An 11945-nucleotide genomic window follows, 5' to 3' on the forward strand; every position below is an offset into this window, starting at 1 on the left:
GAACAACGATCATGGAAAAACAACTGCAACAACGCGCCACGCTGCTGGTGATGACGCTGGTCAGCCTGCCGCCCCTGCTTGCCATGCTGTGCGTGCTCGCACTGAGCGGCTGCGCCAGCCCCGGCTATCCCCTCGAGCCGCAAGCTCAGGCAAGTGCCGCCAAGGACATGCCGCCACCGCCGAAGGCCGAGGACTTTCCGAAGCCCGATTCGGCCAAGTGGAAGCAGGGCGCTTTCCCAAACCTGGAAGCGCTGCGCATGATGCGCACAGGCATGGGCAAGGACCAGGTCCGCGAACTGCTCGGCTCGCCGCATTTCAGCGAGGGCCTGGCGGGGGTCAAGGAGTGGAACTACATCTTCCACTTTCGCACCGGCCGGGGCTCGGAGTTCGTCACGTGCCAGTACATGGTGCGCTACAACGGCGACAGGCTGACCCAAGGCATGTATTGGAAGGACCCGGACTGCGCAATGCTGGTCGATCCGCCACAGGTCAAGCCGATTCCCATGGCTGCGGCCGTGGTGACGCCGCCGCAGAAGGTGACGCTTGGCGCCGATGGTTTGTTCCGCTTCGACGGTGGTGCCTTGGGCGACCTGATGCCCGAAGGCCGCGCCAAGGTCGAGCGCCTGGCCGCGGATATCAAGCGCAATTTCAAGCGCGTGAACTCCATCGCCGTGACCGGACATACGGACCGGCTGGGCACCGGCAGCTACAACGAGGCGCTGTCGCTGGCACGGGCCAACACCGTGCGTGAACTGCTGGCGCAACAGGGCATCGACCGCAACGCCATCCGCACCGCAGGCATGGGTGCCCGGCAGCCGGTAGCGCAGTGCCCGGGGGCCGCGAAGACCCCGGCGCTGGTGAGCTGCCTGCAGCCGAATCGCCGCGTGGACATTGAAGTGGCCGGCGATCAGTAAGCAAGTACGCCGCCTTCAAGAGCCGAGGAGGGGCGCACGCGCCCCAGGCAAGTCAGCGTTGGCTTGGTGCGATGTTTTCGTTGCACCAATGCCACTTCGTATCGATCGGCCATCCTCGTGCCCCTTACCAAGACATAATGTAACTTTAGTAATAAAGCATATCGTCTTGAGCGCTCTGGTTTTCTCACCCACGCCAAATCCATATGCGTATTGCTGTACTCGAAGACGAGCCGGCCCAGATGAACCTGCTGGTCGACATGCTCGAGCACCGCTTGCTCATCGTCGAGGAGCCGGTGGTGTGCGTGCCTTTCAGCAGTGGCGAAGCCTTGCGGGAGGCGCTGCGCGCCGAAAGCTTCGACTTGCTGGTGCTGGACTGGAACGTGCCCGACCTCAATGGCGTGGAACTGCTGGCCTGGCTGCGCAAGCAGAGGGAAAGCACGGTTCCGGTTGTGATGCTGAGCTCGCGCCATTCCGAGCGCGATGTGGCAAGCGCCCTTGGCACGGGAGCCGACGACTACGTGGTGAAGCCGTTTCGCCCGCTCGAGCTGGCCGCGCGGATCCAGCGCCTTCTGAAGTCGAGGCATCTCGCGGCGGCAAGCGCGCTGGAGCACTTCGGCGCCTGGGTGTTCGACCGCATCTCGTCGAGCGTGGGAATTGGCGCGGCAGGCGCGGAGCCGGCGCGCCGGGTGGCGCTGAGCGACAGCGAATTTCGCATGGCACTGGCGCTGTTTCGAAACCTGGGCCGGCCGGTCTCGCGCGCGCACCTGCTGGAGTGCGCCGGACGCGAGGGCGAAACGCCCAGCCGCGCTCTCGACAGCCAGATCTATCGGCTGCGTATCAAGCTACGTTTGAATGTTGCGCATGGGCTTCAATTGCATACCGTCTACGGACACGGCTATCGCCTGGAGGCCTCGCATGGCAATGAGCATGCGGCCAGCGGGCCGGTCTAAGCGGCCGCGGTCAAGCAGCAGCAGCAGCCTTGCGTTGCTCGCTGTGCTGTCTTTGACGCTCCTGTCCGGGGGCGCGCGGGCACAGTCCACTCACGTGGTGCGGCCCGGTGAAACACTGTGGGACATATCGCGTCAGCACATGAATACGCCGCTGCGCTGGCCCGAACTGCAGCGCGGCAATGCCGTGCCGGTGCCCGAGCATCTGAAGCCGGGGCACGTACTGCTGCTTGGCGGCAGCCCTGCCGTCGCAGCCGTGGTGGAGCTGGCAGGCAACGCATGGCTCAAAAGAGGCAACGCAGCGCCGCGCGCGCTGGCGCAAGGCGCTGCGGTCCGGGCCAACGACGTGGTGGTGACCGATCGCGGCGCCTTTCTGAGTCTGGGTTTGGGCGACGGCAGCCGCCTGGTCATGCCTTCGAGCAGTGCGGTCCAGGTCTTGGTGGCCAATGGCCGCGTTACGCGGTTGCAGCTGCTGGATGGGCGCGTCGAGGCGCATGTCGAGAAACAGCGTGGCCGTGAATTCGAGATCCGCAACCGCACGGCGGGGCTGGCGGTGCGCGGCACGTACTTCCGCGCGCGCAACGAAGAAGGTGTGACGACGGCGGAGGTGATCGAGGGAGAGGTGGCTGTGTCCAGCGCGGACCGGCCGGCCCTTCTGCTCGCGGCGGCAAGCGGCACTGTGCTGGAGGGCCCGGATGCGCTGCAGGCGCAGCCGTTGTTGCCACCGCCGCAAAATGCGCAGCAGGGCGGTGCCCAGGCCTTCGTGGTGCCGGTGACAGGGGCGACCGGCTATCGCATGCAGCTGGCGCGCGACGACCGCTTTCTGCAACTGGCCTACGAGGCGCGATCGCAGCAAGGCGAATTTGCATTGCCGACGGACTTGCAGCCCGGCTTCTATCACCTGCGGCTCACGGCGTTCGATGCACGGCAACTCGAGGGCATGCCCGGCGACAGCATCATCTATGTCGGGGTGCGCGCCGCTCAGGCCGGCGTACGTCGCATGGACGATGGCCGCTACGAGATCAGCTGGCCCGCGCGGCCGGGCCAACGCTATGCCTTCGAGTTGGCGCGCACGCCGGCCTTTGCGCCTGCGCTGGTGAGCGAGCCCGCACTGTATGGCGGCGGCGCATTGGTGGGCCCACTCGACGTGCCGGGGCGCTATCACTGGCGCAGCCGCGAGATCGCAACGCCCGGCGCCGAGGCCATGGTCTTCGAGGGTAGCTTCGACGTTCCCGCGCCACCACTGAAGAACCGCTGAACCGTGTGGCGCCGTTTTCACGCCGAATGGCTGCTGATGATGGCGTTGCTGCCTTCGGCGATGTGGTGGCTGCAGCGCTCGTCCGACCTGGCGCAAATTGACCTCAAGGTGTATGACCATGTGATGAGCCGGGCGCAGGCCACCCCGTCGCCGGACATTCTGGTGGTGGGCATCGATCAACGCAGCCTCGACGCCTTGGGCCCCTGGCCCTGGCCGCGCAGCGTGCATGCGCAGCTGCTGGAGCGGCTGGCGCCCATGGACCCCAAGGGCGTGCTGCTCGACTTGTTTCTAGACATGCCATCGGTGGACCCCGAGCAGGACCGTTTGCTGGCGCAAGCCATGGCACGGGTTCCGGTGTATTTGCCGCTGCACTTCACGGGGCCTGGCAACACGGCGCCCGACGATGCACCTGGCTTCCAGGAGCCTTTGCCTGAATTCGTGCGTAGCGCCAAGGCGCTCGGCCACGTCAACATCACTCGCGATGGTGATGCCGTCGCACGCCGGATGTTCTTGCGTGAGGGACGGCAAGGAAAACTGCAAAACTATCTGGGTGCGTACATGGCGGGCCACGCTGCGGCACGCGATACCGACAGCCCGCCCTTGCGGCAGCGCTCAGGCGGCTGGCAGATGCAAGGCGAGTTCGGCATTCCGCTGGCCGGGCCTGCGGGCAGCTGGCGCACAGTGCCCTACGTGAGCGTGCTGCGAGGCGAGGTGCCGCCAGAGCTGCTGCGCCACAAGGTGATCCTCGTCGGTGCGGTGGCCAGTTCGCGGCTGGAAGATGAATTGTCGGTGGCCGGCGCCGGAGCAGTCACCTCGCTTCCAAGCATCGAGCTGCACGCCAACGCGATCGACGCCCTGCGCCACGGAACGACTGTGCACTTTGTCGACGGAGCATGGCTGGCGGCGTGGATCGCCGTTCCCATCTGGCTGGCGTTGGCGCTCTTTCGCCGGTTTGCCCGCAAGGCGTGGACCGTGGCCCTTGCGCTGGTCGCAATTTGCGTGGGCTTCAGCCTTGGTATTTTCGGCGCGGCGCACCTGTGGCTTCCGCCTTCTGCGCCCGTGCTGGGCATTGTTCTGGGCTACATGCTGTGGAGCTGGCGGAGGCTGGACGCACTGTTTCAGTTTTTCCAGCAGAGCGCTGCGGCGCTCAACGCGGTGCCAAGCGGTGCCTTCGATCCGGAGCGCCGTGCGCCCGTGCGAGCCTGGGACGATTTGCATGCGCATACGCTCATGCTCGACGACGCCATCGACCGCATTGCGCAGATTCGTACGCTGCTCAGCATGAGTTTGTGGCAAATGCCGGTGGCGCTACTCGCCTGCCGTGACGACGGCACGATCACAACCAGCAATGCGGCGGCACGTGCGCTGCTGAACGCGCAATCGGCGTGCGAGGCCGAAGCGGACGATCCGTTGCGCGGCCGCACAGTCGAGGCCTTGCTTGCGCAAACGAGCAGCGATGAGCCCGCGGATCCTTTCGACTGCGGCGCCATGCGGCACTGGTCGGAAGGCATTGGCGTCGAACGCACGACGCTCGACGGCAAGGTATTGCGCGCACAGGCTGCAGCGCTGAACCGGCTCAGCATGGGCGACACGTCCTGGCTGGTGGTGCTGCACGACCTCACCGCCGAGCGGCGCGCCGAGCAGGAGCGCGAGCAGTGGCTGAGCTTCATGTCGCACGACATGCGCACTCCGCAGGTCAACATTCTGAGCCTGCTCGATCTGCGCGCTCACGGTGCCGACTGGCTCGACCAGCCCCTGTTGACCGAGAGCCTGCGCCGCGAGGCCGAGCGGTCGCTGCGGCTCGCCGACGACTTCGTCGATCTCTTGAAGGCCCGCATGCACAGCTATCGATTCGTGCAGATGCCTGCAGGAGCCATCGCGCTGGACGCGGTTGACCAGGTGTGGGCTCACGCAGCGCAGCGCGGCGTCAAGCTCTCTGCCGAGGTGCCGACGGAAGAAGACGTCGAGCTGTGGACGGATGCGCCGCTGCTCACGCGCGCCGTCGTCAACCTGCTGAACAACGCCATTCGTCACAGCCCTTCAGGCGCGTCGATTCGGCTGTGCGTATCGGTGGGTGGCGAGGCAGCGTCTCAACGCGTGTTGATTGCCGTGTGCGATGAAGGCTCGGGCATGTCACCAGAGCTCTTGGAGGCATTGCTGCGCAATGACGCGGAAGGCGTGATGCCGGCAAGGGGCGGCGATATGGATGCCGCTGCATCGAGCGGGTTTGCTACGCGTTCGCATGGCGTCGGCCTGGCCATTGTGCGCGCCGTGGTCGATCGACACGGCGGACGGCTCGACGGCCATAGCGAGCCCGGCGTGGGCACAACCTTCGTGATGGACTTGCCTCGCCATTTCCCTGCCGATCGGACCTGAGCTGACGGCGTTCGGGTTGTGTAGATTGGTTGGTCTCTTAATACCAAACTACTCTGATCTGATAACTAGATCACATTCCTTTGGATCGATTCAACTCAATTCTCGCTAAACCTCGCGAAAGCCCCTCTCGCTCGCACCTCGCTCGACACCATAAAGGTTTTGAGGCCTAAGAAAGTTCTACGGCTGTATTGCCGGGACAAGGCCACCCGAGACCCAAACAAGGAGGTAGCGATGCAGAGAACAGATTGGACTAATTCAGGCACAACCCGAGGTCAGTTGACCAAGCGCGCGGTAAGCACTGCACTGATGCTGCTGGCCGCATCTGCCGCGCAGGCGCAGGTCAAGATCGGTGACAACCCCATCACCATCAATCCGGGTTCCCTGCTGGAACTCGAAAGTACCAACCGCGGCGCTCTGCTCCCTCGCATCGCGCTGACCGACCGCAATACCTGGGGCCTGAACGGTAACCAGCCGGTCGACGGCATGGTGGTCTACAACAGCACCGCAACGACGGGCGTCAACGGCCTACAGGAAGGCCTGGCGGTGTGGAAGAACGGCCAATGGATCAGCGTGGACGAGACGCCGTACTTCCACACCAACTCCAACCTGGTCGGCAATTCGACCTTGGCGAATTCAGGTGCCACCGGCGCCAACTCCACCGCAATCGGCCCCCAAGCGGTGGCCTCCGGCACCAACGCATTGGCCGTGGGCTATTCCGCGACGGCATCTACCGACAACAGTGTTGCGCTGGGCATCAATGCCAAAGCGAGCAATGGCGGCATGGTGGCTATCGGGGCTGGTGCCCAATCGCTTGCCCAGAACACGATCGCCATTGGCGGGACGGCGAGCGTCCGGCTGGGCATCGCCATTGGCTTTGCGTCTAACTCTGCTGGTAACGGTGCCGTTGCCATCGGCGATGCAACGACTTCCAGTGCGTTCTCCACGGTGGCATTGGGCCAGAGTGCAGTGGCCACGAATGACTACGCCGTCAGCATGGGGCGCCTGGCGAATGCGAGCAACGTGCGAGCCACTTCCCTCGGCGCCAACTCGGTGGCGTCGGGCATCGCGGCGACATCCGTTGGGTCGATGGCCACTGCCACCGGCAACTATGCGACGGCCACGGGGGGACGGGTCTACATGCTCAACGGTGCTCCGCTGAACAGCACCTACACCCCAGGGGTCGGGTTTGCGACCGCGTCCGACGGTTTCGTAGACACGCAGGCGTCGGGCGCGCTGGCGACGGCCAATGGGTCAGGCGCGAGAGCCACTGCGGACCAAAGCTTGGCGCTGGGTGCGTTGAGCCAGGCGAGCCAGGCCGGCGCAGTGGCGTTGGGCGCGGGTTCCATCTCCGATCGTGCAATCGCACCCACAACGGGCACCATTCCAGCCGGCAGCTCCCTCATCGACTACAACACCACCGACAGAACGCTCCTCGGTGCGGTTTCCGTCGGCAATGCCACCAGCTACCGCCAGATCACCAATGTGGCCGACGGAACGCAGGCACAGGATGCCGTCACGATCCGGCAGTTGTCCAGTGCGCTGCAGTCCTTTGCCGTCACCCCCACCCTGTATTTCCACGCGAACTCCAGCGCCGCGGATTCGCTGGCCATCGGTGCGGAGTCGGTGGCCGTGGGTCCTCAGACGGTGGTCAACGGCAACAACGGGGTTGGCATTGGCAACGGTGCCGTGGTGCAGCAGAGCGCGCCCGGCGGCATTGCCATCGGACAGGGAGCCACTTCGCACATGGCGGACTCCATTGCGTTGGGCACTCAGTCGTCGGCCGCGGCCGTTCAGGGCGTGGCCATCGGTGCGGGAACGAGCGTCACCCAAGCCGGGGGTGTCGCGCTCGGCGCTGGCGCGATCTCTTCGACAGCCGCAGGCGTGGCAGGCTATGTTCCGCCTACCGCCACGGCCGCGCAGCGTGCAGCCATTGGAGCAACCACCAGCACGCTCGGGGCGGTGTCGGTGGGCGACGCGGCCAGCGGCCAGTTTCGCCAGATCACGGGCGTGGCCGCGGGCGCTGCCGATAGTGACGCGGTGAACGTCTCTCAACTGAAGGCGGTGCAAGGCACGGTGGCCTCGATCGACCAGTCGGCGGTCAAGTACGACACCAACCCCGATGGCACGACCAACTACAACAGCGTGACCATGGGCGGCAACAGCTCGACCGGCCCGGTGAAGATCAGCAACGTCGCGCCCGGCGTGGCCGGCACCGATGCCGTCAACGTGAACCAGTTGAACAGCGGGATTGCCGCGGCAAACGCGTACACCGACAACCGGGTGAACAGCCTGCAGAACACCATCGAACGCAACACCAAGATGCTGTCGGGCGGCATCGCCGCATCCGCTGCCATGGCCGTGGTCACGCCAGTAGAACCGGGCCGCTATCACATGAGCGGCGCGGTCGCCGGCTACAACGGCCAAGCGGCGATAGGCATCAACCTGCTCAAGCGTTCCGACAACGGACAGACCACTTTGCATGGTGGCGTGGGCTGGGGCTCCGGCGGGGGCAAGGCAATCGTTCGCGTTGGTTTCGGTTTTTCGTTCGATTGATCGAGCATTGAGGAGCAATCGCATGAAACAAGCAATTCAATTCTTCCTGTCGGCGGTGGTGCTGGCAGTCGCCGCTGGCTGTGCATCGACGAACGGCTCTCCGGCCGTTACGGCCGGCTCGGACGAGCATTCGGTGAACTTTCCCGATATGGGCAAGGCCTGGCTCAAGGACGGCACGTTCGTCGACGTGGAGCAGTTGCGCCGCATCGGTCCGGGCATGAGCAAGAACCAGGTGCGCGAACTCATCAGCTATCCGCACTTCAGCGAGGGCCTGTTCGGTCCGCGCGAGTGGAACTACATCTTCAACTTTCGCACGGGCAAGGGCCACGAGTTCATCACGTGCCAGTACATGGTGCACTTCGACAAGGACATGAAAAGCCAGGACTTCCACTGGAAGGGAGCGGATTGCGAAGCGATGCTGAAGCCGCCTGCTCCTGTGGCAATGGCGCCCGCGCCCGCTCCCGTCATGCCAAAGCGCATCACGTTGAGCGCGGATGCTCTGTTCGCGTTCGACCGGTCGGCTGCCAATGACATGCTGCCCAAGGGGCGCGCTGAATTGGATGAACTTGCCCGAGCTCTGCATCGGCAAGGGGTGGAAGTTCAAGGCCTGCAGATCACCGGCCACGCAGATCGACTTGGCAGTCAAGCCTACAACCAGGAGCTGGCGCTTCGCCGTGCAAGCACGGTACGCGACTACCTGAAGGCATCGGGTCTTCGGGTGCCCATGCAGGTCGGCTCGAGCGGTGCGCGCGAGCCCGTAACCATGAATTGCAGGGGGACGGTCCGCACGCCCGAATTGATCACATGTCTGCAACCGGATCGCCGGGTTGTGGTGGACATCACCGGCCAGACGCCACCGAGGTGACGCACTGCAAAACAAAAAGCAAAAAGTTCTTCAACAAGAGGAAAAAATCACAGGCTGATTGCGACTTTGTTTTTTCGCGAACGCGTGGCGACTACGCTTGCCGCTTCATGGCCGCATTGGCCCAATCAAGGGAGTAGATAAATGAGTTTGTTGTGGTTTCTCGTTGTGGGTCTGGTTGCAGGTTGGTTGGCCGGCATGCTCGTCAAGGGCGGCGGCTTTGGCCTCATCGGTGATCTCATCGTTGGTGTGATCGGCGCCGTCTTTGGGGGCTTCATGTTCAGCACATTTGGCATCTCCAGTGGCGGAGGTCTTGTCGGCAGTCTCGTCGTGGCAACCGTGGGTGCCGTGGTGCTGCTGTTCATCGTCCGGCTCGTCAAGCGCGCATAGCGCGGGCGCTACGCTTGAGTCTTCGTCTGCAATGAACGAAGTAGCAATTCAATCGGGGAGCCGGATCAAGCGGATCGTTGAAGTGCGTCAAATGTCACAGCCACCGAATCTGGAGTGCATTGCCTTGTAGGTTACTTGCGCGCCCTCAGGCGTTCTCAATCTCAGACTGCGCTTGCGCCGGAATCTCCCGGTGGGCGCAGTCGATTTGAAACCCAAGGAGATCTCATGAAGATTCGAAGCTCGATGTCCCGCATCCTGGTGGCCAGCGCCATGGCTTTTGCAATTGCACCGGCAATCGCGCAAGGTGTTGCACCGGGGAAAAAGGCAGACATGCCTCCGGTTTCCGGCAATGTGCAGATGCCGGCGGGGCAACAAAACCAGACCGGCGGCCCTATGGGTGAAACCGGTACGACGATGCAAGCCGGAACACCTTCTTCAGTGACCCCCCAACCGCCAGCGGTTCGTACCGCTGCTGTGGCGGCCGCTCCTGCACCCACACCTGCACCTGCACGCCGGCCGACCGTACGCCGTGCCCGTGCCGACCGGGGTTAATCGCCATCGCAGGCCTACGCGGCCGCTGCCATTCCCGGCGGCCGCGTGTTTTCTTTTTCCTTGCGCGCAGAGTCGACCCCAGGGCTCCCGCGAAACCTTTTTCGTTCATGAAAAACGCGTGGGTCTTTTCCCTGATCGTCGTTTGCGCTGCAACTTTTCTTCAAGCCTCTGGTGCCGCCGAGGCAGCCCAAAGTGTTGAAGCAGAACCGGCCAACGTCCGCAAGCTCGCCCAAGCAGCGGTTGGCACGCGCGACAGCGAGGGACTGCCTTTCGCGATCGTCGACAAGAAGAGGGCGCGCGTTTTCATCTATGGCGCAGACGGTGCCTTGCAAGGCGCATCTCCCGTGCTGCTGGGGCTTGCGCAGGGGGACGACTCAGTGCCAGGAATCGGGGAGCGGAAGATGTCCGAGATACGGCCCGAAGAGCGCACCACGCCGGCCGGGCGTTTTATCTCGGAGCCCGGCGTCAACTTGCAGGGCGAAGACATTGTCTGGATCGACTACGACGCGGCAGTGTCCATGCATCGCGTTCGAACAAGCAACAAGAAAGAGCGGCGGCTGGAGCGACTTGCTTCCACCCGTGCCGAAGATCACCGTATCTCGTATGGGTGCATCAATGTTCCCGCAGCGTTCTACGACGCTCACGTGAAGCCTTTGTTTGGCAATGCGCCTGGCGTGATCTACGTCCTGCCTGACAAGAAGCCTCCGCGCGAATACTTCAAATTCCTGCCGGAGGGGTGATCCGATTGACGCCACACCAGCGTGCCATGAACACCGCCAGCACGGCGGTCACTTGCATCAGGCTGTCGATGGAAACCCACTCGTCGATGCCGTGGATGCTGGAGCCCGTCGGACCGTAGCAGACGGCAGGGGTCTGCCCATAGATGTTGAAGAACTTCGCGTCGGTCGTGCCGGTGAAGGCCCGGGGCTCGAGCGGCTCGCCGACGATGTCCTGGTAGCACTTCGAGAGTTCGGTCACGATCGGCGAGTCGAGGTCGAGATCGAAGCCGTCGGCCTGAAAGCCTTCATAGATCAGCCGGTAGCTGAGGCTCTCGCGGGCCGGATGCGCGGCATAGGCCGAAGCCAGCGCGGCTTCGACTTCGGCCTTGGCACGGGCCACGTTCATGTCGGGATAAAAACCGATGCGTATGTCGCTGCGGCAGGCCGAGGGCACCGACGAGGCCCATTCGCCGCCCTGGATCTTTCCCAGATTGAAGTTGACCGGATGGGCGTGGTGCGCATAGCTGCGGTAGCGATTGGCAGGCTCGTTCCAGTGCTGCTCGAGCTTCTTGAGTTCTGAAAAAAGATAGAGCGAGAAGTCGATGGCGCCGACACCGGTCTGGGCCACCGAGGCATGCACTGGCTTGCCGAGCACTTCGAGCGCGAACCACAACACGCCCATCTGGCAGGTCATCACGCCGCCGAGCGGCTCGGGAATGATGGCCGCGTCGGCGCGGTAACCCTCGACCAGGCAGGCGAGCGCGCCGTTGCCCGTGCACTCTTCTTCCACCACCGACTGGAAGTACACCGGCGATGCCGGCGCCTGCCCCAGCGACTGCAGCGCCGCATAGGCCATGGTGTAGGCGGCAATGCCCGCCTTCATGTCGGCCGAGCCACGGCCGTAGAGCCGGTCCCCCTCGATCGTCGGCTGAAAAGGCGGATGCTTCCAGAGCACTTCGGCACCGGTCGGCACCACGTCGATGTGGCCGTTGAAGATCAGCGAGCGTCCCTTCTGCGGCCCGTCGGGCTGATGAATGCCGACGACGTTGGTGCGCCCCTGGTAGGGAACGATGGAAGGAGAGTAGCCCGGATGCTGGCGGATCTTTTGTTCGTCGATCTCGAACTGGTGGACGCGCAGCCCCAGGCTCGCGAAGGTCTCCGCCATGAAGGCCTGCGCGCCTTGTTCATGCCCGAGCAGCGAAGGATGCGCGACGAGCTCTTCGAGCATTCGAACCGCCCGCCCGCGCAACGCATGGGCGGCCTCCACGATGGCGGCTTCGCTGATCGGGGTTTCAGTGGAATGGGGCATGGCGTCCAGAGCGCGGGCTCAGGCAGTTGGGAGAGAGGGGCTCATTCTTCCATCCTGCCGGGCCG

At 64.1% G+C, this 11945-nt stretch carries 10 protein-coding genes; 9 read left to right on the top strand and 1 reads right to left on the bottom strand.

What is annotated here, in order from left to right:
- Nucleotides 1-11 precede the first annotated feature (11 nt).
- The 9 genes from BLR24_RS08775 to BLR24_RS08810 all read left to right on the top strand — a co-directional run bounded on the left by BLR24_RS08775 (nucleotide 12) and on the right by BLR24_RS08810 (nucleotide 10592).
- Complete coding sequence (locus BLR24_RS08775; protein ID WP_093015726.1) at nucleotides 12-914, top strand: OmpA family protein; 903 nt, start codon at nucleotides 12-14, stop codon at nucleotides 912-914.
- Nucleotides 915-1117: 203 nt separating this feature from the next.
- Nucleotides 1118-1864: a response regulator transcription factor gene (locus tag BLR24_RS08780; RefSeq protein WP_093015729.1), complete on the top strand. Its 747-nt coding sequence runs from the start codon at nucleotides 1118-1120 to the stop codon at nucleotides 1862-1864.
- Complete coding sequence (locus tag BLR24_RS08785; RefSeq protein ID WP_302848496.1) at nucleotides 1842-3119, top strand: FecR family protein; 1278 nt, start codon at nucleotides 1842-1844, stop codon at nucleotides 3117-3119. Before BLR24_RS08780 ends, BLR24_RS08785 begins: the two co-directional genes overlap by 23 nt.
- A gap of 3 nt (nucleotides 3120-3122) precedes the next feature.
- Nucleotides 3123-5495, top strand: coding sequence for a CHASE2 domain-containing protein (locus tag BLR24_RS08790; RefSeq protein ID WP_093015732.1), 2373 nt, complete (start codon nucleotides 3123-3125; stop codon nucleotides 5493-5495).
- Nucleotides 5496-5726: 231 nt separating this feature from the next.
- Nucleotides 5727-8048, top strand: coding sequence for a YadA family autotransporter adhesin (locus BLR24_RS08795; RefSeq protein WP_093015735.1), 2322 nt, complete (start codon nucleotides 5727-5729; stop codon nucleotides 8046-8048).
- A gap of 22 nt (nucleotides 8049-8070) precedes the next feature.
- The gene (bamE, locus tag BLR24_RS08800; RefSeq protein WP_093015738.1) at nucleotides 8071-8913 is read left to right on the top strand and encodes an outer membrane protein assembly factor BamE domain-containing protein; all 843 of its coding nucleotides are present in this window, start codon (nucleotides 8071-8073) and stop codon (nucleotides 8911-8913) included.
- A gap of 141 nt (nucleotides 8914-9054) precedes the next feature.
- Nucleotides 9055-9300 (top strand): GlsB/YeaQ/YmgE family stress response membrane protein, encoded by a 246-nt coding sequence (locus BLR24_RS08805; RefSeq protein ID WP_093015741.1) that lies wholly within the window; start codon nucleotides 9055-9057, stop codon nucleotides 9298-9300.
- Between the two features lie 225 nt (nucleotides 9301-9525).
- Nucleotides 9526-9852, top strand: a complete 327-nt coding sequence (locus BLR24_RS30385; RefSeq protein WP_139188745.1) for a proteophosphoglycan ppg4 — start codon at nucleotides 9526-9528, stop codon at nucleotides 9850-9852.
- A 107-nt stretch (nucleotides 9853-9959) separates the two neighbouring features.
- Entirely contained in the window at nucleotides 9960-10592 is a 633-nt protein-coding gene (locus tag BLR24_RS08810) for a L,D-transpeptidase (protein ID WP_175543227.1), read from the top strand.
- Here BLR24_RS08810 and BLR24_RS08815 read toward each other — a convergent pair.
- Nucleotides 10570-11880: an ArgE/DapE family deacylase gene (locus BLR24_RS08815; RefSeq protein WP_093015744.1), complete on the bottom strand. Its 1311-nt coding sequence runs from the start codon at nucleotides 11878-11880 to the stop codon at nucleotides 10570-10572. The genes BLR24_RS08810 and BLR24_RS08815 overlap by 23 nt on opposite strands.
- Nucleotides 11881-11945: the final 65 nt, after the last annotated feature.

It is taken from the genome of Variovorax sp. OV700 (assembly GCF_900099805.1).
In the GTDB taxonomy this organism is placed as follows: Bacteria; Pseudomonadota; Gammaproteobacteria; order Burkholderiales; family Burkholderiaceae_C; genus Variovorax.